Genomic DNA, 25,118 nt, shown 5'->3' with positions numbered 1-25,118 from the left:
CGCCTCTGCGGGTTCGGTGCGGGCCGGGGGGCTCAGGTCACGTCGTCATAGCCGTTGACCCGGTCCGGCGTCGCCTGCTCGGGCAGCGCCCGGCTGACGGCGACGGTCTCGATCTCGCCGATGTCCGTGGGGGTGAGGTCCAGGTCCGACGCCTCGTCGTCGCTCAGTTCCGCGTCCGGATCGGCGCGGCGGCGTCGGCGGTCGTTCAGGAGGGAGACCCCTACCGCGATGAAGTACAGGACGATGATCGGGCCGGCCAGCGCGATCATTCCGAAGGGGTCGGTGGTGGGAGTCGCCACCGCCCCGAAGACGAAGACGCCCATGACCACGCCCCGCCACCAGCCGGCCATCCTGCGCCCGGTGACCATGCCGCTGAAATTGAGCATGACCAGGAGCAGGGGCAGCTCGAAGGCGGCCCCGAAGATCAGGATCATCCGGACGATGAAGTCCAGGACCTTGTCCATCGGCAGGATGTTCGCCGAGCCGTCCGGCGTGATGCCGAGGAGCACGCGCATGCTGATGGGCAGGACGGTGTAGGCGAGGGCGGCGCCGCCCAGGAAGAGCGGCACGGCCGCGGACACGAACCAGTACGTGTACTTGCGCTCGTGCTGGTGCAGTCCCGGCGCCACGAAGGCCCAGAGCTGGTACAGCCAGACCGGGCTGGAGATGACCACGCCCGCCATGAAGCACACCTTCACCGTGGTGGTGAAGGGTGACAGCAGGTCGGTGTAGGCGATGACGGCGCAGGTTCCGCCCGTGGACTCACCCAGCCCGGTGGTGCACCGCGGGACGGGGTCCATCAGGAAGTCCATCAGCTGTTGGCTGTAGAAGGCGACCACGACGGACACCACCGTCAGCGCCAGCATGCCCTTCGCGAGCCGGTTGCGGAGTTCGCGAAGGTGCTCCGCAAGAGGCATCCGCCCCTCGGGATCCTTCTCCTTCTTGCGGGCAGACTTCAGCAACCCACGTTCCCATCTCGTGCGGCGGGCCGGATGTCTCCGGCCCTGCGTCAGCGCTTGGTGGTGTCCGTCGGCTCGGTGACCGGGCGCGAGCTCGTCACGTCACCGGGGGCCGCCTGGATGGTGCGCTGGGCCGGGGTCTGCTCGTCGTTGGGCGGGCCGGCCGGGGTGGCCGTGCTCCCGCCGTCTTCCTTCATCGCCTTCGCCTCGCTCTTGAGGATGCGAGCGGACTTGCCGAGCGAGCGCGCCATGTCGGGAAGCTTCTTGGCGCCGAACAGCAGGATGACGACGACGAGGATGAGAATGATCTCGGGGGCGCCGAGCCTTCCGAACATAAGTCTTTACCTTCTCACCGAGGCTGCGGGGGCGGGTTGCCGTCCGACCGGTCGGACACCTGTCCGAACAATCGTCTTCAGAGCGATCGTAACGCTGCGGGGTAAACGTGAGGCAATCCCCGTGCCTACTCCCGGTACGCGGTCCGAGCCTCGTTCTCCGGGCCGCGACCAGCAGCGTACCTGCCGGGGTGGCCAGGGTGACAGGTCGAAGTGACCCAAACCGCCTGGGACGCGGGACTCACACGCTTCCCACTACAGGACTCAGAGGGAGTCCACGGCCCGGGCGGTGCTCACGGCGGCCCGCTCGAGGTCCTCGGCCGCCCGGTTGATGCGGCGCGCGGACTCCGTGACCTGCCTGCCCAGACGCCGCGCCTCCACGAACACCCGCACGGCGAACACCCCGAGCACGGCGAGACCCAGGAAACCCACAGCTACCGCGAACATCGGCCAGAACATGCCGCCGAGCCTAGACGCTCCCGGACGCCGTCGAGGAACACGGGGAGCGGCCGGCCGGCGGCCGGTTCACGGCGAGCGGCCTACTGGACGGAGGAGTGCAGCCGCAGGGTGCGCACCCCGCCTCCGGTCAGCAGCTCGACGATGCGCTCCCCCGCGGGCTTGCGCACGGCCGCGCCGCACTCGGGGCAGGTGAACGAGTAGAACGTCGTACGGCTGGTGGCGCCGATGGACAGGCGCAGCGCGCTCGCGGCGAGCTCGAAGCGCTCCCGGCAGTCCGGGCAGCCCGCCCTGAACACCATGGGGACCACCCTCCTCATCCCGGCGAACGCCGCAGCGACCGTCATGTCCCGCGCAGCGGACCCCGCAGACTCGATCACAGCCCCAGCTCCTTCCGTTCCGCAACGTCGGCCCCACCGGCCTGCGGCGTGTCGTACGCCGCGAGCGCCACCGTCGCCGCAAGGCGGGCGCTGTCGGCCAGCTCGGGCGGCGAGACGATCCGGCCGTCGCGGCCCAGCCGCAGGGCCAGCCGCTTCAGCGAGGCGGGGTCGGGGGTGCGCAGAGCAATACGCAGACCGCCGTCGGCAAGCTCATCCGCGCTGTCGTGCGGGTAGTACTCGGCGACCCAGCGGCCGCCCGGACCGACCTCGACCACGACCTCCGGGTCCTCCGCGGCCGGCTGCACCAGCCCCTCCGACAGGTCCCGCAACTCGATCTCGGGCGGCGCCGAGGGCTCGTCGAGGATCTTGATCTCGGCGACCCGGTCCAGTCGGAACGTGCGCCGCGCCTCAGAGCGGCGGCACCAGGCCTCCACGTAGGTGTGCCCGACGCTGACCAGCCGGATGGGGTCGATCTCGCGCTCGGTGACCTCGTCACGAGCGGGCGAGTAGTAGCGGATCCACAGCCTGCGCCGCTCGGAGATCGCCCGGTCGACGTCGGCGAAGACCCCGCCCTCCGACTCGAACGTCACCGACAGGCGCGCACTCGCCCCCGCCGCCTCGCCGGCCGCCGCCTCCACCTTCGCCGTGGCCCGCAGCAGCGCCTGCCGGTCGCCCTCCCGCAGCCCCGGCAGCGTGGCGACGGCCCGGGCCGCCACCAGCAGCGCGGTCGCCTCGTCGGCGGCCAGCCGCAGCGGCTCGGCCGCGTCCGCGCCCAGCGCGGCCGGGTTGTGCCACCAGATCCGCTCGCCGTCGGTGTCGATGTCGAGAAGGTCGCCGCCGCGGAAGCTGGTGCCGCACATGGGCAGCACGTCGAGGTCCGAGACCAGCTCGTCCTCCGTGATGCCGAAGGCGCGCGCCACGTCCTCGATGCGCGCGCCGGGGCGCTCCCTGAGATACGTCACCAGGGAGAGCATCCGCCGGGTCTGGTCGATCGCGTTCGCCGGCCTGACCGGTTTGCCTGCCACTGTGTTGCTCGCTCCCCCTCAGCCCTTGGCCACGGCTCGCAGCCGGTCCACGACGTCCGCCCGCAGTTCGGCCGGCTCCAGCACCACCACGTCCGGCCCGAACTCCACCAGCCAGGCGTCCAGTCCGTGCCCGTACGGAATCTCCAACTCGTCCCAGCCGTCCCCGAGTTCCCGCACGGCCGTGGCCTTCGCCCGCAAGGGGTACCCGGAGCCCGTCCGCAGCCGGATCAGCGCGCTGCGGTCGGCGGTCTCCCCCGCCCAGCTGGCGACCGTCTCGCGCACGGTGACGACGTCGGGAACCGGCACGGTGAAGCCCGTGCCGCGCGAGCGCACCCTGCCGGTGATCCGCGACAGCCGGAACACCCGCTCGGCGCCCCGGTCGCGGTCGAAGCCCGCCAGATACCAGTGGCCGCGCCAGCACTCCAGCGCCCACGGCTCGACATGGCGCGGCTCCGGATGCGCGGCGGTGGCCTTGCGGTAGTCGAACACGACGGGCCGACGGTCACGGCAGGCCAGCATCAACGGCTCGAACGCCGCCTCGTGCACGGGGATCCGGGGCTCCAGCGCGCCGTGCGCCTCGTACGGGTCCACGTCCTCGGGCAGGCCCGCCGCGCGCAGCTTCTGCAGCGCACCGCTGGCCGCGCCCGCCAGGCGGGCCTGCTGCCACACCTTGGCGGCCAGCCCCAGGGCCGCGGCCTCCTCGGCGTCGAGGGTGATGGGCGGCAGCCGGTTGCTGTCTCGGCGCGCGAGGTAGCCGATCTCGCCGTCCAGGCTCTCCACGGTCTCGATGACCAGGCCGAGCTCGCGCAGATCGTCCTTGTCCCGCTCGAACATCCGGTTGAAGGAGTCGTCCGACCCCGCGGACCCGGCGCCGGACCGGAAGGTCTCGACGTACGCCTCGATGGAATCGCGCAGCTCGCGCTTGCTGAGCGGCCGCCGCGTCCCGAGCAGACACAGCGCCAGGTTCATCAGCCGCTCGGCCTTGGCAATGGCCATCGACGCCCTTCGCCTCCCCTATGGTGCTTACGATCGAGACCGTACCGCCCCGCGGTGCCCGGACAAAAGCCGAGGGCCCATGCCCGGGCAGGCATGGGCCCCGAATGACCGCCACCGGTCGCGCCACGATCAGCGCGGGCCGGCGGAGCGACGATCAGACCGCGAGCAGATCCACCACGAAGATCAGCGTCTCACCGGGCTTGATCGCCGGGGTCGGGCTCTGGTCGCCGTAGGCGAGGTGGGCCGGAATGGTCAGCTGACGACGGCCGCCGACCTTCATGCCCTGCACGCCCTGGTCCCAGCCCTTGATGACGCGGCCGCCGCCGAGCGGGAAGCGGAACGGCGTCCCACGGTTCCAGCTGGCGTCGAACTCCTCACCGGTGCTGAAGGCGACGCCCACGTAGTGGACGGTGACGGTCTGACCGGCCTGCGCAACCTCGCCGTCGCCCTCCCAGATGTCCTTGATCTCGAGGTCCGCCGGGGGCTCGCCGCCGGGAAAATCGATCTCGGGCTTGTCAATGCTCACGTCACTTACTCCTGGCGTGTCTCACGGAAAGGCAACAACACAGACAGTCTTACACCCTGAACGGGCTCACGCCTTGGCGAGGATGTCCACCGAGAACACCATCGTGGAGTCCTTCTCGATGCCGCTGCCGCTCGGCGGGCTGTCGCCGTAACCCAGCGACGGCGGCACGACGATGACGACGCGACTGCCCACCTTCTTGCCGGTCAGACCCTGCGCCCAGCCCTTGACCACCTGCTGGAGCGAGAACGACGTCAGCGAACCGCGGCTGTACGTCGAGTCGAACTCCTTGCCCGTGTCCCAGATGACGCCCTTGTACTGCACCAGCACGGTGTCGTCCGCCGCCAGCTCGGCGCCGTCCCCCTCGATCACGTAGTCCGCCACCAGCTTGGTCGGCGGCTTCGACTTGGGGATCTCGATCGAGGGCGCCTTGCCGTCGGTGTTCGTGCCGACCTTCGGCACACCGGCCTCGTCCTGCGCGGCGTCCTTGCCCTTGGCCGAACTCTTCGCGTTGAACGTGTCCAGGATGTCGAAGACGAAGACCAGCGTGTCGGTGCCCGAGATGCCCGCCTCCGCGTTGCCCTCCTTGCCGAAACCCCAGGTCGGCGGCACGGAGAACAGCACCCGGCTGCCGGTCTTCTTCCCCGTCAGCGCATAGGTCCAGCCCTCGAGGTTGCCGCCCTTCGCGAGCTGGGTGAACTGCGTCTTCTTGGTGTCGTAGGAGTTGAGGAGGACCTTCGCGCTGTCCCAGATCTGCCCGAGGCAGTGGGCCTGGATGTAGTCGTTCTCCGCGACCGTCTTCCCGCCGCCCGCGATCACCGTCTTCACCGCCAGCTGGTCCGAGGGCTTGCCCGTGCCCTTGGCGACCGTCGGCTTCTCGCCGAACTTCACCCCCGCCGTGATGGCCGGCAACGGACCGTCCACGATCTTCGGCGAAGGCGCCGCCGACGGGGCCGCGGCCGAGGGCGACGCACTGTCGCTCGCCTTGCTCGAGTCGGACTTGTCGTCACCGCACGCGGACAGCGTGACCAGTCCCGCGGGGACGGCGGCAAGGATGAGGGAGCGTCGGCGCACGATGAAAGCCTCGTAATCGGTCGATCTTCTGATGGCGTGCGCGCAACTCTACGACGTGCGACGGGCACCGTACGGAAAACGTACGGTGCCCGTGTTGCGCGGCGCACCGCGCGCCGAACACGCGCGGAGCGCTCGCTCACATGCCGGCGATCAGCTTCTCGACCCGGTCGTCCACCGACCGGAACGGGTCCTTGCACAGCACGGTGCGCTGCGCCTGGTCGTTGAGCTTCAGGTGGACCCAGTCCACCGTGAAGTCCCGGCGCTGCTCCTGCGCGCGGCGGATGAAGTCGCCGCGCAACCGCGCCCGAGTCGTCTGCGGCGGCACCGACTTGCCCTCGAAGATCTTCAAGTCGTTGCAGATACGCGCCGCTTGACCCTTGCGCTCCAGCAGGTAGTACAGACCACGACGACGATGGATGTCGTGGTACGCGAGGTCTATCTGCGCCACCCGCGGATGCGACATCGTCATGTTGTGCTTGGCCCGGTACCGCTCGATGAGCTTGTACTTCATCACCCAGTCGATCTCGGTGCCGATCCGGTCGAGGTCCTCCTCCTCGATCGAGTCCAGCGTGCGGCCCCACAGCTCCAGGACCTGGTCGACCGTGCCGGTCCGGATGCCGCGGCGCTCGACGAAGTCCACGGCCTTCTCGTAGTACTCCCGCTGCACCTCCAGCGCGGAGGCCTCACGGCCGCTGGCCAGCCGCACCTTGCGCCGGCCCGTGATGTCATGACTGACCTCACGGATCGCCCGGATCGGGTTCTCCAGCGTCAGATCCCGCATCACCGTGCCCGCCTCGATCATGCGCAGCACCAGATCGGTCGCGCCGACCTTCAGCAGCATGGTCGTCTCGGACATGTTCGAGTCGCCCACGATGACGTGCAGCCGGCGGTACCGCTCGGCGTCCGCATGCGGCTCGTCACGCGTGTTGATGATGGGCCGCGAGCGGGTCGTCGCCGAGGAGACGCCCTCCCAGATGTGCTCGGCCCGCTGGCTGACGCAGTAGACCGCCCCGCGGGGCGTCTGCAGCACCTTGCCCGCGCCGCACAGCAGCTGCCGGGTCACCAGGAACGGGATCAGGATGTCCGCGAGCCGGGAGAACTCCCCGTGCCGCGCCACCAGATAGTTTTCGTGGCAACCATAAGAGTTGCCGGCCGAGTCCGTGTTGTTCTTGAAGAGGTAGACGTCGCCCGCGATTCCTTCCTCGTGCAGGCGTCGCTCCGCGTCCACCAGGAGTCCCTCGAGAATGCGCTCGCCGGCCTTGTCGTGGGTGACCAACTCGGTCACGTTGTCACATTCCGGTGTCGCGTATTCCGGATGCGATCCCACGTCGAGATAGAGGCGGGCGCCGTTCCGCAGAAAGACATTGCTGCTTCGGCCCCATGACACGACACGGCGGAAGAGGTACCGCGCCACCTCGTCGGGAGACAGCCGGCGCTGTCCCCTGAACGTACATGTGACGCCGTACTCGTTCTCCAGCCCGAAAATGCGGCGGTCCATGACTGAACATTACGCCCGATCCCCTGAACTGAAACGGGGTTCGGCAGCACGGTTTGGATCATTTTCCGATGAAGCCGCAACCACCGCACCCACGACGGGAACAGCCAGTACCCGCCCCGTGGCCAGCAAAACCAACAGGGACACGGCGCCCGCGACAGCCGGCACGGCGAAGCCCCACACCGCCCCACCGGCCTCCACCACGGGACCCGTCAGGCCCGTTCCCACCGACGCGCCCACCGTGAACGTCGTCACCAGCCAGGAGAACGCCTCCGTCACCGTCCCGCGCGGCGCATGCCGGTCCACGATGACGAACGCGCACGCGATGGCCGGCGCCAGGAACACCCCCGCGAGCGCCGTCAACGCCACCATCGCCACCGCACCCGGCATCAGCATCAACGGCAGATAACACACCGCCAAAGCCCCCACCAGACAGCGCAGTCGCCGCTCCGGCGCCCCCGCCCACCGCCGCGCCCCGTACACCACACCGCCGAACAGCGCACCCAGTCCCAGCGCCGCCATCAGCCAGCCGTACACCGCGTCACCGCCGTGATCGTCCGCGTACGGCACGGACGCCACCGTGATCGAACCGAGCGCGACCCCGACGAACAGGAACGCCCCGAGCAGCGCCAGCAGACCCGGCGACCGCAGCGCGCCCAGCCAGTGCGCCTCCCGCGGGGCCGAGCGCCACGCGCGCGAGGGAGCCGACACGACCACCCACAGCGCGCCCAGCACCCCCACCGCGTTCAGCACCAGCAGGGCCCCCTGCGCCGACCACACCGACACGCACAGCGTCACCAGCAGCGGCCCGACGGTGAACATCACCTCCTGGGCGACCGCGTCCATCGCGTAGGCCGTGTGCACCTGGTCCTCACGACGCAGCACCGCCGGCCACAGGGCGCGCAGACCGCCCTCCAGGGGCGGCGTGAAGAGCCCGGCCGCGGCCACCGCCGCGTACGCCGACGGCAGCGGATCGGTGCCGGTGAGGGCGAAGACGGCCATGGCCAGCGCCGAGGCGAGCGCGGCCGGCAACTGCACCCGCGGCTGCCCGTACACGTCGACCAGCCGGCCCAGCAACGGCTGCCCGACGGCGTTGGCGACGCCGTACACCGCCGCCAGCGCCCCCGCGAGGCTGTACGAACCGCCCTGCGCGCGCACGAACAGCACGATCGCGATCGCGGCCGTGGCATTGGGCAACCGGCCCACGAGCGTGCCCGCCAACAGCCTGGCGGCGTGCTTCGCCCTGAGGATCTCCAGGTATCCCGCGGCCAATGTCCCGCCTCCGTCGGCTCGACCGAGGCGGTGAGCCACCTCGAAGTTTTACGTATAACGCCTCTTGTCATACGTACCATGTGCGCTGTTCACGAGTCCAGACGAAGGAGCAGGCCCACCGTGGCACGAGGTAGCACACGCCCCACGAGCCGCGACGTCGCCCAGGCCGCAGGCGTCTCCCAGGCCGCCGTCTCCCTCGTCCTCGGCGACAAGTGGCGCGGCCGCGTCGCCGAGACCACCGCCGAACGCGTACGCCAGGCCGCCCGCGAACTCGGCTACCGCCCCAACCTCGCCGCCCGCAACCTCCGCCTCGGCCGCACCCGCACCGTCCTGCTCGTCGTCCCCGCCCTCACCACCGAGTTCTACGCCGGCGTCTACACCGGCGCCGCACGCGTAGCCGCCGACCACGGCTTCGGCGTCGTCCTCTACCCCTCCCCCGAAGGCGTCGGCCCCGCCCGCGATCCCTTCGCCTCCGCCCAGGCCGCTCTCGACGGCGTCCTCGCCTCCTCCATGGCCGCCGACGCCCTCACCGCCATCCGCGGCGACCAGCTCCCCCTCGTCATGCTCGACAGCGACCCCCACGGCAGCCTCGGCGCCGCGACCGTCAACCTCGACATCGCCGACGGCGCCCGCCAGATCGCCGACCACCTCCTCGGCCTCGGCCACCGGCACTTCCTCCACCTCGCCGCCGACGTCCCCTCCTGGACCTTCGAGGTACGCGCACACGAACTCACCGCCCGCATCCGCGCCACGCCCGGCACGACCCTGCGCACCGCACCCGCCCCCATCTCCATCGACGAAGCCCGCGGCGCCGCCGAAACAGCCCTCTCCGCCCCCGGCCCCCGCCCCACGGCCGTCGTCTGCGACGACGACAAACTCGCCGCCGGCGCCTACAAGGCCGCCCGCCGCCTCGGCCTGCGCATCCCCGACGACATCTCCGTCACCGGCCTCGACGACCTCGCCCTGGCCACCGCCCTCGACCCCGAACTCACCACCGTACGACTCGACGCCGAACTCTTCGGCGAACGCGGCATGCAAGCCCTCCTCGACGTCCTGGAGGGCCGCGCACCGGACGCCGCGGACATCCCCGTCCACCTCGTCGTACGAGCCTCCACGGCCCCGCCCAGCGCCCCCTGAAACGCCCTGTGCCCCGGCCGACGACCCGACCGGGGCACACAAAGGACTCACGCGACGCGGAAGACCCGAACCGGACTACTCCTCCTCGGAGCTCTCCGCCTCCGTCGACGCACCGTCCGTCTCCAGCAAGCGGCCCAGCTGACGGCCCACGATCCGCTTGAACTTCCGCTGCTGCGGCCGAGTACGGTCCAGCACCGCCACCTCGAGCCGCTCCGCCGGAATCTCGCGCTGCGTGCCGTTGGTGTCCCGCGACAACGCCTGCACAGCCAGCTTCAACGCATCGGCCAGGCTCATCCCGTCCTGATGACGCTGATCCAGGTAACTGCTGATCTGCTCGGCATTGCCGCCCACCGCCACCGAACCGTGCTCGTCGACGATCGACCCGTCATGCGGCAGCCGGTAGATCTGATCGCCGTCCGGAGTCTCACCGACCTCCGCCACGACCAGTTCCACCTCGTAGGGCTTCTCACCCGCCGACGAGAAGATCGTGCCCAACGTCTGGGCGTACACGTTGGCCAGACCGCGAGCGGTCACATCATCACGGTCATAGGTGTAACCACGCAGATCGGCATAACGCACACCGCCGATCCGCAGATTCTCGTACTCGTTGTACTTGCCGGCGGCCGCAAAACCGATCCGGTCATAGATCTCGCTGAACTTGTGCAGCGCACGGGACGGATTCTCGCCGACGAACACGATGCCGTCGGCATACTGCAGCACGACCAGGCTGCGGCCACGGGCGATGCCCTTGCGCGCGTACTCCGCGCGATCCGCCATCGCCTGCTGGGGTGAGACATAGAACGGCGTCGACACCGGTTATCCGTCCCTTTCTGTCGAAGTCACTGGATCACCTGGGACAAGAACGAGGCCGCCGGCTACAGCAGAGCGGCACGCGGGCCGTCCGGCTGCTCCAGGCGGCGCTCGAGAATGGAACGGGCGATCCCCGACGACTCCTCGTCGGTCAGCCGACGGAAACCGTCCTCGGTGATCACGGTGACGATCGGGTAGATCCGGCGAGCGACATCGGGACCGCCGGTCGCCGAATCGTCGTCGGCCGCGTCGTACAGAGCCTGCACCACCAACGTCGTGGCCTGCTCCTCGGACAGATCCTCACGGTAGAGCTTCTTCATCGCCCCACGCGCGAAGATCGAACCGGAGCCGGTCGCCGCGTAGTGATGCTCCTCGGAACGACCGCCCGTCACGTCGTACGAGAAGATCCGGCCCCGGTCCCGGTCCACGTCGAATCCCGCGAACAACGGCACGACCGCCAGACCCTGCATCGCCATGCCCAGATTGGACCGGATCATGGTCGACAAGCGGTTGGCCTTGCCCTCCAGCGAGAGCTGCGCCCCCTCGACCTTCTCGAAGTGCTCCAGCTCCAGCTGGAACAGCTTCACCATCTCGACGGCCAGGCCCGCGGTGCCGGCGATGCCCACGGCCGAGTACTCGTCGGCCGGGAACACCTTCTCGATGTCGCGCTGCGCGATGACGTTGCCCATCGTGGCCCGACGGTCACCGGCCAGCACGACCCCGCCGGGGAACGTGACGGCCACGATCGTCGTCCCGTGCGGAGCCTCGATCACACCCTGCGTCGGAGGAAGCTGCCGCTTGCCGGGCAGCATCTCCGGCTGGTGCTCGGAGAGGAAGTCCATGAAGGACGAGGACCCAGGCGTCAGGAAGGCAGCTGGTAGACGCCCGGTGCTACGAGTGTTGGCTTCCACGAAGTTCCCTCCAGGTAGGCGGCTGCCCGACGAACAGCGTCGGGGTCGTCTCCCAACTTGCCGATGGCCGAATTGCAGTTGAAGCACAGTACGCCACGGACCCTACCCGCCTTGTGGCGGTGATCCACATGGACGGCCGGGGCTTTCAGGCAGATCACGCAGAGCCCCTTTTTGAGAAGCCTCGCCAGGCCGTCAGGAGCGCTTCGATTCCACGTCCACTCACTGTGCGGCTCGATCTCACCGCACGTGCGGTGAGACGTGTGGTCTTCAGGCACAACGACACTCGGGCGAACGTTCCGGCCTTTCGCGACCTGACGCTCCTGGTGGTACGAGGCCGCGCACGCCCGGCAGTAGGCCTGAAGCCCGTCACGCGTTGATCTGTTGCTCGCGAACGCTGCTCGCGACGTGTACTGCTTGCGCCGCGAGCAGCGCTTCGCGTCCTCATCCATGGTCGACCCCGAAGCCCCCGCTACCTTCGATTCGAAGGCTACTCGCCGCCTTTTTGCACGAAGGAGCGCACGAAATCCTCGGCATTTTCCTCGAGTACGTCGTCGATCTCGTCCAGAACCGAGTCCACGTCGTCGCTCAGCTTCTCCTGGCGCTCCTTGAGGTCCTCGGAGCCCTGCGTCTCCGCGGCCTGCTCCTCGACCTCCTCCGTGGAGCGTGTCGCCTTCTGCTGGCCTCCGCCGGTGTCCTTGGTCGCCATAACACTCACCCCGCTCTTTCGCCCGACATGGTCGACAGGTCGGCATTCCTGCCGATCGGTGATGATCAGACCCTACAAGCCGGGTCCGACATCGGCCCCGCAGTTGCGTCAACGTACGAGGGCCATCTCGATGATTCCCGGCCAGGGGTCGTTCCACCCTGCCCGGCAGGTTCCGGCCCGATCACGGTTCAGCCGCCCGAAAGGACCCTGACCAGGTCTTCTGCCGTGCGGCAGCGGTCCAGGAGCGCCTTGACGTGATTTCGCGTTCCGCGAAGGGGTTCGAGGGTTGGGACGCGCTGGAGCGAATCCCGGCCCGGCAGATCGAAGATCACCGAGTCCCAGGAGGCCGCGGCGACGTCGTCGGCGTACTGCTCCAGGCAGCGGCCGCGGAAGTAGGCGCGGGTGTCCTCCGGGGGCTTCGTGACGGCCCGCTCGACCTCTGCCTCGTCCAGGAGGCGCTTGATGCGGCCGCGGGCCACGAGGCGGTTGTAGAGGCCCTTCTCGGCCCTCACGTCGGCGTACTGGAGGTCGACGAGGTGGAGACGCGCGGCGTCCCAGTCGAGGCCGTCACGGCGCCGGTAGCCCTCCATGACCTCCCGCTTGGCGACCCAGTCCAGTTCGCCGGCGAGGCTCATGGGGTCGTTCTCCAGGCGGGTGAGGGTGTCCTCCCAGCGGGCGAGGACGTCCTTGGTCTGGTCGTCGGCGTCCGCGCCGAAGCGCTCCTCCACGTATTTGCGCGACAGCTCGTAGTACTCCATCTGGAGCTGGACGGCGGTGAGCGTGCGGCCGCTGCGGAGGGTGACCAGGCGCTTGAGGCTCGGGTCGTGGGAGACCTGGTGGAGGGTACGGACGGGTTGGTCGACGGCCAGGTCGACGGCGATGAAACCGTCCTCGATCATCGACAGGACCAGGGCCGTGGTGCCGAGCTTCAGGTACGTCGAGATCTCGGAGAGGTTGGCGTCGCCGATGATCACGTGGAGGCGGCGGTACTTCTCCGCGTCGGAGTGCGGTTCGTCACGGGTGTTGATGATGGGGCGCTTCAGCGTCGTCTCGAGGCCGACCTCGACCTCGAAGTAGTCGGCGCGCTGGCTTAGCTGGAAGCCGTGTTCGTGGCCGTCCTGGCCGATGCCCACGCGGCCCGCGCCGGCGAAGACCTGGCGGGAGACGAAGAACGGGGTGAGGTGGCGCACGATGTCCGAGAAGGCGGTCTCGCGCTTCATCAGGTAGTTCTCGTGCGTGCCGTAGGAGGCGCCCTTGTTGTCGGTGTTGTTCTTGTAGAGGTGGATGGGCTGGGCGCCGGGGAGTGCGGCGGCGCGTTCGGCGGCCTCGGCCATGATGCGTTCGCCGGCCTTGTCCCACAGGACGGCGTCGCGGGGGTTGGTGACCTCGGGAGAGCTGTATTCGGGGTGTGCGTGGTCGACGTAGAGGCGTGCGCCGTTGGTGAGGATGACGTTGGCGAGGCCGATGTCCTCGTCGGTGAGCTGGCTGGAGTCGGCGGCCTCCCGGGCGAGGTCGAAGCCTCGGGCGTCCCGCAGCGGATTCTCCTCCTCGAAGTCCCAGCGGGCCCGGCGGGCCCGGTGCATCGCCGCCGCGTAGGCGTTGACGATCTGGGACGAGGTGAGCATGGCATTGGCGTTGGGGTGGCCGGGGACGGAGATGCCGTACTCCGTCTCGATGCCCATTACTCGCCGTACGGTCATGCGGCCCTCCTTGCCCGGCGGCACCCTCGGTCGTGGGCGCCGCTCAGATACCGGTGGTGCTCCGGTGCGTGTGCGGTGCCCGTCCCCGCACTGCGCGACCCGGCGGTACGGAAGAGCCTAGAACGCCTCTGCGCTGGTGGGGAGATCATTTGCGTCATTGCCTTGCTCCAGCCGTGGCCTGGAAAGCAGTCGGCTGCGGGTACCCGTGGTGGGCACCCGCAGCCGCCCTGGTTTTACAGGTACTGTCCGGTGTTCGCCACCGTGTCGATGGAGCGTCCGGTGTCTGCGCCTTGCTTTCCGGTGATGAGGGTGCGGATGTAGACGATCCGTTCGCCCTTCTTGCCGGAGATTCGGGCCCAGTCGTCGGGGTTGGTGGTGTTGGGAAGGTCCTCGTTCTCCTTGAACTCGTCCACGCATGCCTGGAGGAGGTGGGAGACGCGCAGGCCCTTCTGGTTGTGGTCGAGGAAGTCCTTGATGGCCATCTTCTTGGCGCGGCCGACGATGTTCTCGATCATGGCGCCGGAGTTGAAGTCCTTGAAGTAGAGGACTTCCTTGTCGCCGTTGGCGTAGGTGACTTCCAGGAAGCGGTTTTCCTCGGATTCGGCGTACATGTGTTCCACTGCCGTCTGGATCATGCTCTGGACGGTGGTGGTCTTGTCGCCGCCGTGTTCGCCGACGTCCTCGGAGTGCAGGGGCAGGCGTTCGGTGAGGTACTTCTGGAAGATGTCCTTGGCCGCTTCGGCGTCCGGGCGCTCGATCTTGATCTTCACGTCCAGGCGGCCGGGGCGCAGGATCGCGGGGTCGATCATGTCCTCGCGGTTGGAGGCGCCGATGACGACCACGTTCTGCAGGCCTTCGACGCCGTCGATCTCGGCGAGGAGCTGCGGGACGATGGTGTTCTCGACGTCGGAGCTGACGCCGGAGCCACGGGTGCGGAAGAGGGACTCCATCTCGTCGAAGAAGACGATGACGGGGGTGCCCTCGGAGGCCTTCTCACGAGCACGCTGGAAGACGAGGCGGATCTGTCGCTCGGTCTCGCCGACGTACTTGTTGAGGAGCTCGGGGCCCTTGATGTTGAGGAAGAAGCTCTTGCCGGTGGCCTGGCCGGTGACTTCGGCGACCTTCTTGGCCAGCGAGTTGGCGACGGCCTTGGCGATGAGCGTCTTGCCGCATCCGGGGGGTCCGTAGAGCAGGACGCCCTTGGGCGGGCGCAGCTCGTGCTCCTTGAAGAGGTCGGGGTAGAGGTAGGGGAGCTCGACGGCGTCGCGGATCATCTCGATCTGTCCGCCGAGGCCGCCGATCTGCTCGTAGCCGATGTCGGGGACCTCTTCGAGGACGAGTTCCTCGACCTCGCTCTTGGGGACGATCTCGTAGACGTAGCCGGATCGGGGTTCGAGCAGGAGGGCGTCGCCGGGGCGGATGGTGACGTCCAGCAGAGGCTCGGCGAGCCTGACCACCCGTTCCTCGTCGGTGTGCCCGAGCACCAGGGCGCGTTCGCCGTCCTCGAGGATCTCCTTGAGGGTGACGATGTCGCCGACGCGCTCGTACTCCATGGCCTCGACCACGTTGAGCGCCTCGTTGAGCATGACTTCCTGGCCGCGCCGCAGTTCGTCGAGTTCGACGCTGGGGCTGACGTTCACGCGGAGTTTGCGGCCGCCGGTGAAGATGTCGGCGGTGCCGTCCTCGTTCGCCGTGAGGAAGACTCCGAAGCCGGCCGGCGGCTGCGCGAGCCGGTCGACTTCCTCCTTGAGGGCCACGATCTGGTCGCGGGCCTCGCGGAGTGTGTTCGCCAGTCGCTCGTTCTGGGCGGACACGCCGGCCAGGTTGGTCTGCAGCTCGACGATCCGCTCTTCGAGAATCCTCGTGTGTCGCGGAGAGTCGGCGAGCTTGCGTCGCAGGACGGCGATCTCCTGCTCAAGGTAGGCAATCTGCCCGGACGGGTCGTCGGACCCTCGTCCCGGGCGGATGCCGCGGTTCATGTCGTCGTCGTGGGCTGCCACGGTCCTCACCTCCTCCAAGGGGAGCTGGACGCTTCCAGACCCTACCTGGGTGGGTGTCGATTGAAACCCCTAGATCACAAAGACTGTAGGGGTGTGTCCGATCTTCACCCTTGCGCTCTCCCTCACGCCAGGGGAATACCCACCGAACATGATTGGAAAGCGGCCGAGGGTAGGGTCGAAGTGTTCAACACCCGTCAGAGCCTGCATGGTTCCCTGGCGGCTCGACGATAAACGGCAGGAGTTATGGGCGTGCAGCAGGAGGCCGGTGTCGGCGAGGAGGCCCTGGAGGTCTGGATCGATCAGGATCTCTGTACCGGTGACGGGATCTGCGCGCAGTACGCGCCCGAGGTGTTCGAGCTGGACATCGACGGCCTGGCGTACGTCAAGAGCGCGCAGGACGAGCTGTTGCAGGCCAAGGGGGCTGTGACGCCGGTGCCGTTGCCGTTGTTGACGGACGTGGTGGACTCGGCGCGGGAGTGTCCGGGTGACTGCATTCATGTGCGTCGGGTTTCGGACGGGGTCGAGGTCTACGGCCCTGACGCGGAGTGAGTGCACGGACGCCCGGTGTGATCTCTGTCTGATTTCTCACAGGGCGGATGGCCGGTGTCAGACGTTCTGGGCGCCGGCGGGTGTGGAGCGGATGAACCTGTCGTCCTTCCAGTGCCATGCGGCGCTGTCCTTGAGGTCGGGGCAGCAACTGGGTACGTCGGGGGTGGAGTAGCCGAGGAGGGTGGCGTGGACGGTCTCGTCGGTGATGGCGAGGCTGGTGACGGTGTTGCGGTCCTTGGGGTCGACGAGAGTGGCGACCACGCGCGCGTGGGTGTGGCCGGTGTCGTGGGTGAGGACGTAGACGCCGTCGGGCGGGGTGCCCATGGGGGCGTCGCAGTGCACGACGGCGACTGTTTCGGGGGCGCCGTCGCCGTCCAGGTCGCCGGTGGCCTTCTTCACGACGAGGGCGGTGACGGGTCCGCAGTCGAGGGGGAAGTCGACGCCGGTGGTGGCGGGCGCCGCGGCGGCGGGCCTGGCGGCGGGGCCGGCGGTCTGGGCGGCTGTCGCGGGTTTGGGTTGCAGCAGCGAGGAGAGGGCGACCACGCCGGCGACGGCGGTGGCGGTCGCGACCCAGTGGATGGGCCGGGTATGGGTGTGTGCCAGTTCCGGGACGGCGGAGTGCTGCACTAGGAGTGTCTCCTGCGGTGGCTGTGCCGGTGGGGGTGGGATTGGCCAGCATCGTGCCACACGTCACAGGGTGGGGGAACGGCGGGGGTGCGGGATTTCGGACGCCGCGGTGTGGTGTTCTGCGCGCGGGTCAACTGGCGAGGCGCCGTGGCCGAGTTCCCGGTGTGGTGCGGGAACTCGGCCACGGCGCCTTGTCGTTGGGGGGTTGTGCGGGGCCGGGTCAGCGGCCGCTGCCTCCGTCGGCGTTGGGGCCGGAGTAGTCCTCGCCGTAGGCGCCCTTGGCGGGGCGGCGGCGGCGCATGGGCGGCTCGACGCCGTCCGCCAGGCGGCGGGCGGTGAGGAGGAAGCCGGTGTGGCCGATCATCCGGTGGTCGGGACGGACGGCGAGGCCCTCGATGTGCCAGTTGCGGATCATCGTCTCCCAGGAGGTCGGCTCGTTGAAGCAGCCGATCTCGCGGATGGACTCGACGGTCCGGGCGAGCTGGGTGGTGGTGGCGACGTAGCAGCAGAGGATGCCGCCGGGGACGAGTGCCTTGGAGACGGCTTCGAGGCATTCCCAGGGGGCGAGCATGTCGAGGATGACGCGGTCGACGTCGCTGTCGCTCAGGTTGTCCTGGAGGTCGCCGACGGTGAGCTGCCATGCGGGGTGGGGGCCGCCGAAGTAGCGCTCCACGTTCTGCTGGGCGATCTCGGCGAAGTCCTCGCGGCGCTCGTAGGAGTGCAGCATGCCGTGGTCGCCGATGGCGCGCAGCAGGAAGCTGCTCAGCGAGCCGGAGCCGACGCCGGCTTCGACGACGCGTGCGCCGGGGAAGATGTCGGCGAAGGCGAGGATCTGCCCCGCGTCCTTGGGGTAGACGACGGCTGCCCCGCGGGGCATGGACAGGACGTAGTCGGGGAGCAGGGGGCGCAGCGCGAGGTAGGCGACGTTCCCGGTGGTGCGGACAACGCTGCCCTCGGGTGCGCCGATCAGTTCGTCGTGCGGGAAGGAACCCTTGTGGGTGTGGAAGTTCTTCCCGGCTTCGAGCGTGAACGTGTAGTGGCGGCCCTTGGGGTCGGTCAGCTGAACCTGGTCCCCGACCTTGAAGGGCCCGCGCCTGCGGGCGGCACCGGTCGGTTCGGACATGTGAACAGCCTACCGGCGTTTGGCGGGGCCGCCGACCATGGGGGCGGGGCCGCCGGGTCGGCGGCCCCGGTGCTCAGCTGGGGCGGGCCATCGCTTTGACGAAGGCGCGTTCGACGTCGGCGGCGGACAGGACGCCGAAGATCTCTCCGGTCTCCTCGACGACGAGGTATTCGGTGGCGGGGGTGGCGCGCAGGACGTCGAGGAGGTCTTCGCCAGCGAGCTCGGCGGAGACGCGCATGCCGTCGGTGAGGTCCTGGGCGAGGCCGCTGACGGCGACCCAGGGGCGGCGGTGTTCGGGGACACCGACGATGGCGGCCTCGCGGACGAGGGAGAGGGGTTCGCCGTGGGCGTCGACGACGACGAGGGCGCGGGCGCCGGCGTCGTTGGCGCGGCGGAGGGCTTCGGAGAGCGGGGTGTGGGTCTCGACGGGGACGGCGCGGCGGGTGAGGGTGCGGGCGCGCAGTTCGGGGAGGTGTTCGCGCAGGCGGGCCATGCGCAGGCTGTTGCCGGCGCCGGTCCAGATGATCGCGGCGAGGATGGCGGCGAGGAGGGCGTCGGTGACGGTGTCCATGCCGACGCTGTCCTCGGCACCGGAGCCGAGGGCGCCGGACTGGGTGAGGAGGGGCAGGCCGATGAGGACGGAGACGGCGAGGGCGCGGCCGACCCAGGCGGCGGCGATGGTGCCGCTCATGGGTTTGCCGGTGATCTTCCAGACGACGGCGCGGAGCATGCGGCCGCCGTCCAGGGGGAGGCCGGGCAGGAGGTTGAAGGCGGCGACGATGAGGTTGGAGATCATCAGGCCGGCCAGCAGGACGCCCGGGACGGTGCCGCGTTGGACGGGCTGCATGGCGAGGTAGAAGACGCCGGACAGGGCGAGGGACAGCAGAGGGCCGACGAAGGCGAGCCAGAACTCGCGGCCGGGGGTCTCGGCTTCCTTCTCGATCTCGGAGACGCCCCCGAAGAACTGGAGCTGGATGCGGCGCACGGGGAGTTTGAAGCGGAGGGCGGCGAGGGTGTGGGCGAGTTCGTGGATGAGTACGGAGGCGTAGAAGGCGACGGCGAAGAAGAGGGAGACGAGGTAGCGGGCGGCGCCGAGTTCGGGCAGCACGCGGTCGAGCTGGCCGCCGAAGACCCAGGTGATGAGGGCGGCGACGAGGAACCAGCTGGGGGCGACGTAGACGGGCACGCCGAAGGGGCGCCCCATGAGGAGGCCGCCGCGGGGCTGCTCCGGGGGGCGGGGCGGCGGGGGGCCCTTGGTGAGGGCGGGGGGTGCGGGTCGCCGGGCCTCGGTGTCGTCGTCGTCCGGGTCGCCGGGCCCGCTGGTGTCCGCGGTGGCTCCGGTGGCCGGGGGGTCGTCGGTGTCGGCCGTGTCGTTCGCGGGCCCGGGGTCGGGGCGCCGCTGCGGGGTGTCCTGGCCGTCGGCGGGCGGGGCGGGCTCGGCCGTGGGCGTGGGTTCGCCCTCGGCGGGGGGCCGGCCCGGCGTCGCGTTCGTGGCGGGGGTGGCGCCCTCGGGCTTCGGCGTGTCCGGGGTGTGCGCGAGGTCGGTGGCCGGGGACGCAGGTGTCGCGGGGTGCTCGGCCGGCTGTTCGTTGTCCGGCCGCGGTCGCCCGCTCCCGCCGCTTTCCACCACGGTGTCCCCTCGTTCGAAGCGTCTCCCGCCCGGGCCGGGCGGGAGGGTCTGTGACCGATGGTATGCGGCAGTCGAGGCGTGTTCCGCCCCGGCACCCCCAGTGTTTCCCCGCCGGTCGCCGGTGTCCGGGGTGCGGCGGGGTGCGGGGCTGGGTGACTGTCAGTGGCGGGCCGTAAGGTCTGTGGTCATGGAGAGCAGCAGCGAGGGTGTCGCCCGGGTGGGCGACGGCGGTGTCGTGGAGGATCCGGCGGGCGTGACGGCGGTCGTGCCGGAGGCGGCGGGCGTCGTCGCCGTGGCGCCGTCCTCGCTCTCGCCCTCGCGGGCCGGTGATTTCATGCAGTGTCCGCTGCTGTACCGGTTCCGGGTGATCGACCGGTTGCCGGAGAAGCCGAGTCCGGCGGCGACGAAGGGGACGCTGGTGCACGCGGTCCTCGAGCGGTTGTTCGACGCGCCGGCGTCCGAGCGGACCGCGCCGCGGGCGAAGTCTCTGATTCCGGGTCAGTGGGACCGGTTGCGGGAGTCGCGGCCGGAGGTGGTGGAGCTGTTCGCCGACGATCCGGAGGGCGAGCGGCTGGCGGGCTGGCTCGCGGAGGCGGAGCGGCTGGTCGAGCGCTGGTTCACGCTGGAGGACCCGACGCGGCTGGAGCCGGCCGAGCGCGAGCTGTTCGTGGAGGCGGAGCTGGAGTCGGGCCTGCGACTGCGCGGGATCATCGACCGGGTCGACGTGGCGCCGACCGGGGAGGTGCGGATCGTCGACTACAAGACGGGCAAGGCGCCGCGGCCGGAGTACGCCGAGGGCGCGCTGTTCCAGATGAAGTTCTACGCGCTGGTGGTGTGGCGGCTGAAGAACGTGATCCCGCGGCGGCTGCAACTGGTCTACCTGGGCAGTGGGGACGTGCTGACCTACGACCCGGTCCTTTCGGATCTGGAGCGGGTGGAGCGCAAGCTGCTGGCGCTGTGGGAGGCGATCCGGCTGGCGACGGAGACGGGTGAGTGGCGGCCCCGGCCGACGAAGCTGTGCGGTTGGTGCGATCACCAGGCGCACTGTCCGGAGTTCGGCGGTACTCCCCCGCCGTATCCGCTCGCGGTGACGCCGGCGGTGAGGGCGGCCGAGTCGGAGGGTGGGGCGCAGGGCAGAATGGGGCCGGGCTAGAGAAGGAGATTCACGTGGCCATCCGCGTCCTACTGGTCGACGACCAACCGCTGTTGCGCACCGGCTTCCGGATGATCCTGGAGGCCGAGCAGGACATCGCGGTCGTCGGTGAGGCCGGAGACGGTCTGCAGGCGCTCGACCAGGTGCGGGCGTTGCAGCCCGACGTGGTGTTGATGGACATCCGTATGCCGCGGATGGACGGGGTGGAGGCGACCCGGCAGATCACCGGTCCCGGGCGGGACGGACCGGCGAAGGTGCTGGTGCTGACGACGTTCGATCTCGACGAGTACGTGGTGGAGGCGTTGCGGGCGGGGGCCAGCGGGTTCCTGCTGAAGGACGCGCCGGCCAACGAGCTGGTGCAGGCGATCAGGGTGGTGGCCTCGGGTGAGGCGATGCTGGCGCCGAGCATCACGCGCCGGCTGCTGGACAAGTACGCCACGCATCTGCCGTCGGGGGAGGAGCCGGTGCCGGACACGCTGCACACGCTCACCGATCGTGAGGTGGAGGTGCTGAAGCTGGTGGCGCGGGGTCTGTCGAACGCCGAGATCGCCGCGGACCTGTTCGTCAGCGAGACCACGGTGAAGACGCATGTGGGGCATGTGCTGACGAAGCTGGGGCTGCGTGACCGGGTGCAGGCGGCGGTGTACGCGTACGAGAGCGGTCTGGTGCGCCCGGGCGCGCAGTAGGTGCCTGGCGCGCTGTACGTCCCGGGCGCTGCACCAGGCCCGGGGCGCGGGAGCGCGGGTACGGCGAAGGGCGCCCCCTGTCCGACGGGGGGCGCCCTTCGTCGTTTCGTGCGCGGTGGCTCAGCTCTTGCTGAGTTCCCAGAAGCGGAACACGGTGGAGGCGTCCAGGCAGTTCTCCAGGCCGTAGACGTTCTCGCCGACGACCGCGTACTGCTTGGCCTGCCAGACGGGCAGGACGGGCACCTGTTCGGCGACGATGTTCTGGATCCGCCCGTAGTCGGCGTCGGTGGCGGTGCGGTCGCTCTGGGCGGCGGTGCGCGGGATGAGCGTGCCGGTCAGGGTGTCGTCCGTGAAGTTGTTGTCGAGGACGTTGCCCTTGCCGAAGAAGGGCGAGGTGAAGTTGTCGGCGTCCGGGTAGTCGGGCACCCAGCCCTTGACGTAGACGCCGTACTTGCCGGCGGCGATGTCCTTCTCGTACTGGCCGTAGGCCACGGACTTGACGTCGGCGTCGAACAGGCCGCTGGCGTTGAGCTGGGCGGCGAGGGCCGTCAGTTCCTGGTCGGTGGCGGGGCCGTAGCGGGAGGGGGTGGACCAGAGGGTGAGCTTCACCTTGCCGGTGATGTTCTCGTCCGCGAGTGCGGCGGCGGCCTTGGCCCGGGAGGGGCGGGAGCCGTAGCGGTCGAAGAAGGCGGTGTTGTGTCCGGCGATGCCGGCCGGGACGATCGAGTAGAGGGGGTCGGCGGTGCCCTGGTAGACGGTCTTGATGAGGGCTTCGCGGTCGATGAGGTGCGCTATGGCCTGGCGGACGCCGAGCTTTCCGGCGACGGGGTCGGCCATGTTGAAGACGAGGTGCTGGACCTCGGCGCTGCTGCCCTCGACGACCTCCGCGCCGGCGTCGCCGGTGCTCTGCTGGATGTCGGAGATGTCGGCCGCGGTGAGGCCTCGGTAGGCGATGTCGACGTCGCCCGCGAGGAGGGCCTCCTTGAGGGCCTTCTGGTCGCCGCCGAAGAACTTCAGGGTGATGCCGGCGTTCTGGGGGTCGCCGGCGGTGCCCTTGTAGTTCTCGTTGACGGAGAAGACCGCTTCGCCGTCGTCGAAGGAGTCCAGCTTGTAGGGGCCGGATCCGACGGCGGCGCCGTCCTCGCGCAGGCCGTCGGCGTCGTATTCCCGGTGGTCGACGATGGAGCCGGCGCCCGAGGCGATCTTGCTGGGGAAGGTCGCGTCGGGGACCTTGAGCTTGAAGACGACGGTCTTGGCGTCGGGGGTCTCGACCTTGTCGAGCATGGGGAACATGATCGCCGGGCCGGAGTCGTCGTTGATCTTCAGCATGCGGTCGAAGGAGAACTTGACGTCCTCCGAGGTGAGCGCGTCGCCGTTGCTGAACGTCAGGCCGTCCTTCAGGGTGCACGAGTAGACCTGGGCCCTCGTGTCGTTGAAGGAGCACTCCTGGGCCGCGTCCGGCTGGGGTTCCGTGCCGCCCTTGGGGAAGCTGAGCAGGGACTGGAAGACGTTGTTGAACAACAGCCAGGAGCCGGGGTCGTAGCCGGACGCGGGGTCGGTGGCCAGGACCTTGTCGGACATTCCCAGGACCACCGAGGAAGGATCGCTTCCGGAGCCCGAGTTCTGGGAGCCGCAGCCTGTCAGCAGGCCCGAGGCCAGTCCCGCCATGATCGGCAGGACTGGCCACTGGTTACGCATGTTCACGAAATGCCTTGTCGTCGGTTCTCGTCATACCGGGGCCGCCGTCCCGGGCCCCGGGCCTTCAAGGGCTCGGTCAGTTGCTGGTGCCTCGGCCGAGTTCCCACAGCTGCAGGGTCGCGGAGGAGTTCAGCGCGTACGCGGTGCCCGTGACGTCGTTGTTGGCGGCGACGTACTGCTTGCCCTGCCACAGCGGCAGGATCGGGACGTCCTTGGCGACGATGTCCTGGACCTCGGTGAGGCTCTTGGCGGCGCCGAGGCGGTCGGCCTCGCGGCGGGAGGCCGGGATCAGCTTGTTGATGATGTCGCTGTTGGCGTACGGGGACTTGAGGAAGTTGTCCTTGTCCAGGAACGGCGCGACGAAGTTGTCGGCGTCGGGGAAGTCGGGGAACCAGCCCATGCCGTAGACGGCGTACTCGCCCTTGCGCTCGGCCGGGACGAACGACTCCCAGGGGGTGCCCTTGATGGCGACGTCGAACAGGCCGCTGGCGTTCAGCTGCTTCTGCAGCGTCTCGAACTCCTGCTTGGTGGCCGGACCGTAGTGGTCGGTCGTGTAGTTCAGCGTCAGCTTCACCGGGGTGGTGATGTCCGCGTCGGCCAGCAGGGACTTGGCCTTGCCGACGTTCGGGTCGCCGTAGGTGTTGAAGAACGAGTTGGAGTGGCCGGTGAGGGTGGCCGGGACCAGCGAGTAGAGAGGTTCGGCCTGGGAGCCGTACACCTCGGAGACGAGCTGGCCGCGGTTGATGATCTGGGCCATCGCCTGGCGCACGGCCTTGGACTTGACCGCCGGGTCCGTGGTGTCGAAGGCGAGGTAGCGGATCTCGAGGCCGTTCAGCTCGACCAGGTCGATGTCCGCGTCGGCGGAGGCGTCGGAGAGCTTGCGGATCTGCTCCGGCGACATGGTGCGCGTCATGAGGTCGATGTCGCCTTTTTCGATGGCGGTGCCCATGGCGTCGGCGTCCTTGAAGGAGACCATGTCGACCTCGTCGTTGTTCACCGTCAGCGTCCCCTTGTAGTGGGGGTTCTTGGTGAACACGGCCTTGGTCATCTCATCGCCGTCGGTCTCGGCCTTGAGGATGTAGGGGCCGGAGCCGTCGACCGAGAAGCCGTCGCGCAGCTTGTCCTTCGTGTAGTCGTCGGGGTTGACGATGCCGGCGACCGGGGTCGACAGCTTGAAGGGGAAGGTGGCGTCGGCGGTCTTGAGGTGGAAGATGACTTCGTTGTCGCCCTGGGTTTCGATGGTGTCGATCGTGGACAGCAGGGCGAAGACGCCGGAGTCGGCCTTGATGGTGCGGGCGCGCTCGATGGAGAACTTGACGTCCTCGGCGGTGATGTCGTCGCCGTTGGCGAACTTCAGACCGCCGCGCAGCTTGCAGGAGTAGCGCTCGTTGCCGGTGTCGGTGAAGCCGCAGCTCTGGGCGGCCTCGGGGACGGGCTCGCCCTCGCCCTTGGGCTGGATCATCAGGGTCTGCACGGTCTGGCGCAGGATGTTCCAGGTGCCGACGTCGTAGGAGTACGCGGGGTCCAGCGGGGCCGGGGCGTCCTTCGTGGCGATGAACCGGTCGGTGGTGCCGACGACGATGGCGTCGCCGCTGCCGCTCCCGCCGTCGGTTCCGCCGCAGGCCGCGAGCGCGGGCGCGAGCAGACCGACCACGGCCGGCAGCACCAAAGTCTTACGGTTCATGCTCGAGTTTCTCCAGAGCTGTCGGTCCGTGTATCCGGCATGCAGGGGTGGCGCTGCGGATCACGGGGGTGGGGCGATGTTCTCGCAATGAGATTAGTCCGCACCAGCACGACGGCTCGCGGCCACCGGAGTTGAAACCCCATCACGCAGCGAAACCGGCTGCGGACGCGCTGAACAACCGTCAGTGGAAGG

At 69.2% G+C, this 25,118-nt stretch carries 25 protein-coding genes; 4 read left to right on the top strand and 21 right to left on the bottom strand.

From position 1 onward, the window contains the following. Nucleotides 1–32: 32 nt before the first annotated feature. The 10 genes from tatC to ACZ7DE_RS18385 all read right to left on the bottom strand — a co-directional run bounded on the left by tatC (nt 33) and on the right by ACZ7DE_RS18385 (nt 8,512). Nucleotides 33–917, bottom strand: coding sequence for a twin-arginine translocase subunit TatC (gene tatC, locus ACZ7DE_RS18430; protein WP_470762828.1), 885 nt, complete (start codon nt 915–917; stop codon nt 33–35). A gap of 92 nt (nt 918–1,009) precedes the next feature. Beyond that, entirely contained in the window at nt 1,010–1,294 is a 285-nt protein-coding gene (tatA, locus tag ACZ7DE_RS18425) for a Sec-independent protein translocase subunit TatA (RefSeq protein ID WP_470762390.1), read from the bottom strand. A gap of 261 nt (nt 1,295–1,555) precedes the next feature. Then, a complete protein-coding gene (locus ACZ7DE_RS18420) occupies nt 1,556–1,750 on the bottom strand; it encodes a hypothetical protein (protein WP_470762389.1) in 195 nt (64 codons plus the stop codon). Nucleotides 1,751–1,830: 80 nt separating this feature from the next. After that, nucleotides 1,831–2,094 (bottom strand): hypothetical protein, encoded by a 264-nt coding sequence (locus ACZ7DE_RS18415; RefSeq protein ID WP_470762826.1) that lies wholly within the window; start codon nt 2,092–2,094, stop codon nt 1,831–1,833. Between the two features lie 29 nt (nt 2,095–2,123). Continuing rightward, nucleotides 2,124–3,152 (bottom strand): helix-turn-helix transcriptional regulator, encoded by a 1,029-nt coding sequence (locus ACZ7DE_RS18410; protein WP_470762387.1) that lies wholly within the window; start codon nt 3,150–3,152, stop codon nt 2,124–2,126. An 18-nt stretch (nt 3,153–3,170) separates the two neighbouring features. Continuing rightward, the gene (locus tag ACZ7DE_RS18405; RefSeq protein ID WP_470762385.1) at nt 3,171–4,148 is read right to left on the bottom strand and encodes a helix-turn-helix transcriptional regulator; all 978 of its coding nucleotides are present in this window, start codon (nt 4,146–4,148) and stop codon (nt 3,171–3,173) included. 154 nt (nt 4,149–4,302) lie between these two features. Further along, the gene (locus ACZ7DE_RS18400) at nt 4,303–4,674 is read right to left on the bottom strand and encodes an FKBP-type peptidyl-prolyl cis-trans isomerase (protein ID WP_470762383.1); all 372 of its coding nucleotides are present in this window, start codon (nt 4,672–4,674) and stop codon (nt 4,303–4,305) included. A gap of 66 nt (nt 4,675–4,740) precedes the next feature. Next, entirely contained in the window at nt 4,741–5,745 is a 1,005-nt protein-coding gene (locus ACZ7DE_RS18395; RefSeq protein WP_470762381.1) for an FKBP-type peptidyl-prolyl cis-trans isomerase, read from the bottom strand. A 136-nt stretch (nt 5,746–5,881) separates the two neighbouring features. Further along, on the bottom strand, nt 5,882–7,243 hold the full coding sequence (gene pafA / locus ACZ7DE_RS18390) for a Pup--protein ligase (RefSeq protein ID WP_470762379.1): 1,362 nt from the start codon (nt 7,241–7,243) through the stop codon (nt 5,882–5,884). Nucleotides 7,244–7,252: 9 nt separating this feature from the next. Beyond that, entirely contained in the window at nt 7,253–8,512 is a 1,260-nt protein-coding gene (locus ACZ7DE_RS18385) for an MFS transporter (protein WP_470762377.1), read from the bottom strand. A gap of 120 nt (nt 8,513–8,632) precedes the next feature. On the opposite strand from ACZ7DE_RS18385, the gene ACZ7DE_RS18380 reads away from it, so the two are divergent. Next, entirely contained in the window at nt 8,633–9,649 is a 1,017-nt protein-coding gene (locus tag ACZ7DE_RS18380; protein ID WP_470762375.1) for a LacI family DNA-binding transcriptional regulator, read from the top strand. A 75-nt stretch (nt 9,650–9,724) separates the two neighbouring features. Here the strand turns inward: ACZ7DE_RS18380 and prcA are convergent, their stop codons facing one another. The 6 genes from prcA to arc all read right to left on the bottom strand — a co-directional run bounded on the left by prcA (nt 9,725) and on the right by arc (nt 15,776). After that, entirely contained in the window at nt 9,725–10,462 is a 738-nt protein-coding gene (gene prcA / locus ACZ7DE_RS18375) for a proteasome subunit alpha (protein WP_109001842.1), read from the bottom strand. Between the two features lie 62 nt (nt 10,463–10,524). After that, on the bottom strand, nt 10,525–11,370 hold the full coding sequence (gene prcB, locus ACZ7DE_RS18370) for a proteasome subunit beta (RefSeq protein ID WP_470762373.1): 846 nt from the start codon (nt 11,368–11,370) through the stop codon (nt 10,525–10,527). Then, nucleotides 11,322–11,819, bottom strand: a complete 498-nt coding sequence (locus ACZ7DE_RS18365; RefSeq protein ID WP_470762371.1) for an endonuclease VII domain-containing protein — start codon at nt 11,817–11,819, stop codon at nt 11,322–11,324. Before ACZ7DE_RS18365 ends, prcB begins: the two co-directional genes overlap by 49 nt. A 38-nt stretch (nt 11,820–11,857) precedes the next feature. Then, nucleotides 11,858–12,076 (bottom strand): ubiquitin-like protein Pup, encoded by a 219-nt coding sequence (locus tag ACZ7DE_RS18360; protein ID WP_266723537.1) that lies wholly within the window; start codon nt 12,074–12,076, stop codon nt 11,858–11,860. 188 nt (nt 12,077–12,264) lie between these two features. Further along, nucleotides 12,265–13,776: a depupylase/deamidase Dop gene (dop, locus tag ACZ7DE_RS18355; protein ID WP_470762369.1), complete on the bottom strand. Its 1,512-nt coding sequence runs from the start codon at nt 13,774–13,776 to the stop codon at nt 12,265–12,267. Between the two features lie 233 nt (nt 13,777–14,009). Then, the gene (arc, locus tag ACZ7DE_RS18350; protein ID WP_327313949.1) at nt 14,010–15,776 is read right to left on the bottom strand and encodes a proteasome ATPase; all 1,767 of its coding nucleotides are present in this window, start codon (nt 15,774–15,776) and stop codon (nt 14,010–14,012) included. 243 nt (nt 15,777–16,019) lie between these two features. On the opposite strand from arc, the gene ACZ7DE_RS18345 reads away from it, so the two are divergent. Beyond that, nucleotides 16,020–16,325, top strand: coding sequence for a ferredoxin (locus ACZ7DE_RS18345; protein WP_470762367.1), 306 nt, complete (start codon nt 16,020–16,022; stop codon nt 16,323–16,325). Between the two features lie 57 nt (nt 16,326–16,382). Here the strand turns inward: ACZ7DE_RS18345 and ACZ7DE_RS18340 are convergent, their stop codons facing one another. From ACZ7DE_RS18340 to ACZ7DE_RS18330, 3 genes are all read right to left on the bottom strand, one after another. Next, nucleotides 16,383–16,952, bottom strand: coding sequence for a hypothetical protein (locus tag ACZ7DE_RS18340; protein ID WP_470762366.1), 570 nt, complete (start codon nt 16,950–16,952; stop codon nt 16,383–16,385). Nucleotides 16,953–17,172: 220 nt separating this feature from the next. Next, complete coding sequence (locus ACZ7DE_RS18335) at nt 17,173–18,075, bottom strand: tRNA (adenine-N1)-methyltransferase (RefSeq protein WP_470762364.1); 903 nt, start codon at nt 18,073–18,075, stop codon at nt 17,173–17,175. Nucleotides 18,076–18,148: 73 nt separating this feature from the next. Then, nucleotides 18,149–19,705: a site-2 protease family protein gene (locus ACZ7DE_RS18330; RefSeq protein ID WP_470762362.1), complete on the bottom strand. Its 1,557-nt coding sequence runs from the start codon at nt 19,703–19,705 to the stop codon at nt 18,149–18,151. Between the two features lie 187 nt (nt 19,706–19,892). Between ACZ7DE_RS18330 and ACZ7DE_RS18325 the strand changes: the two genes are divergently transcribed. Both ACZ7DE_RS18325 and ACZ7DE_RS18320 read left to right on the top strand, forming a co-directional pair. Next, entirely contained in the window at nt 19,893–20,858 is a 966-nt protein-coding gene (locus ACZ7DE_RS18325) for a RecB family exonuclease (protein ID WP_470762360.1), read from the top strand. Between the two features lie 14 nt (nt 20,859–20,872). After that, nucleotides 20,873–21,544 (top strand): response regulator, encoded by a 672-nt coding sequence (locus ACZ7DE_RS18320; RefSeq protein ID WP_097215673.1) that lies wholly within the window; start codon nt 20,873–20,875, stop codon nt 21,542–21,544. A gap of 120 nt (nt 21,545–21,664) precedes the next feature. Here the strand turns inward: ACZ7DE_RS18320 and ACZ7DE_RS18315 are convergent, their stop codons facing one another. Then, nucleotides 21,665–23,248 carry an ABC transporter substrate-binding protein gene (locus ACZ7DE_RS18315; protein ID WP_470762357.1) on the bottom strand — a complete coding sequence of 528 codons (1,584 nt, stop codon included), beginning with the start codon at nt 23,246–23,248 and terminating at the stop codon, nt 21,665–21,667. A gap of 70 nt (nt 23,249–23,318) precedes the next feature. Further along, nucleotides 23,319–24,926 carry an ABC transporter substrate-binding protein gene (locus tag ACZ7DE_RS18310; protein ID WP_470762356.1) on the bottom strand — a complete coding sequence of 536 codons (1,608 nt, stop codon included), beginning with the start codon at nt 24,924–24,926 and terminating at the stop codon, nt 23,319–23,321. Between the last annotated feature and the right edge of the window lie 192 nt (nt 24,927–25,118).

The organism is Streptomyces sp. NPDC037083 (assembly GCF_055606485.1).
The sequence above is the reverse complement of the archived record's forward strand: the minus strand, read 5'-3'. Positions and strand labels throughout refer to the sequence as shown.

Bases quoted from the DNA above. Each gene is read 5' to 3' on its own strand.
- ACZ7DE_RS18335 (WP_470762364.1), bottom strand. From the start codon at position 18,075: ATGTCCGAACCGACCGGTGCCGCCCGCAGGCGCGGGCCCTTCAAGGTC.
- ACZ7DE_RS18360 (WP_266723537.1), bottom strand. From the start codon at position 12,076: ATGGCGACCAAGGACACCGGCGGAGGCCAGCAGAAGGCGACACGCTCC.
- ACZ7DE_RS18310 (WP_470762356.1), bottom strand. From the start codon at position 24,926: ATGAACCGTAAGACTTTGGTGCTGCCGGCCGTGGTCGGTCTGCTCGCG.
- dop (WP_470762369.1), bottom strand. From the start codon at position 13,776: ATGACCGTACGGCGAGTAATGGGCATCGAGACGGAGTACGGCATCTCC.
- ACZ7DE_RS18415 (WP_470762826.1), bottom strand. From the start codon at position 2,094: ATGACGGTCGCTGCGGCGTTCGCCGGGATGAGGAGGGTGGTCCCCATG.
- ACZ7DE_RS18345 (WP_470762367.1), top strand. From the start codon at position 16,020: ATGGGCGTGCAGCAGGAGGCCGGTGTCGGCGAGGAGGCCCTGGAGGTC.
- tatC (WP_470762828.1), bottom strand. From the start codon at position 917: ATGCCTCTTGCGGAGCACCTTCGCGAACTCCGCAACCGGCTCGCGAAG.
- ACZ7DE_RS18405 (WP_470762385.1), bottom strand. From the start codon at position 4,148: ATGGCCATTGCCAAGGCCGAGCGGCTGATGAACCTGGCGCTGTGTCTG.
- ACZ7DE_RS18325 (WP_470762360.1), top strand. From the start codon at position 19,893: ATGGAGAGCAGCAGCGAGGGTGTCGCCCGGGTGGGCGACGGCGGTGTC.
- ACZ7DE_RS18365 (WP_470762371.1), bottom strand. From the start codon at position 11,819: ATGGATGAGGACGCGAAGCGCTGCTCGCGGCGCAAGCAGTACACGTCG.
- pafA (WP_470762379.1), bottom strand. From the start codon at position 7,243: ATGGACCGCCGCATTTTCGGGCTGGAGAACGAGTACGGCGTCACATGT.
- tatA (WP_470762390.1), bottom strand. From the start codon at position 1,294: ATGTTCGGAAGGCTCGGCGCCCCCGAGATCATTCTCATCCTCGTCGTC.
- ACZ7DE_RS18420 (WP_470762389.1), bottom strand. From the start codon at position 1,750: ATGTTCTGGCCGATGTTCGCGGTAGCTGTGGGTTTCCTGGGTCTCGCC.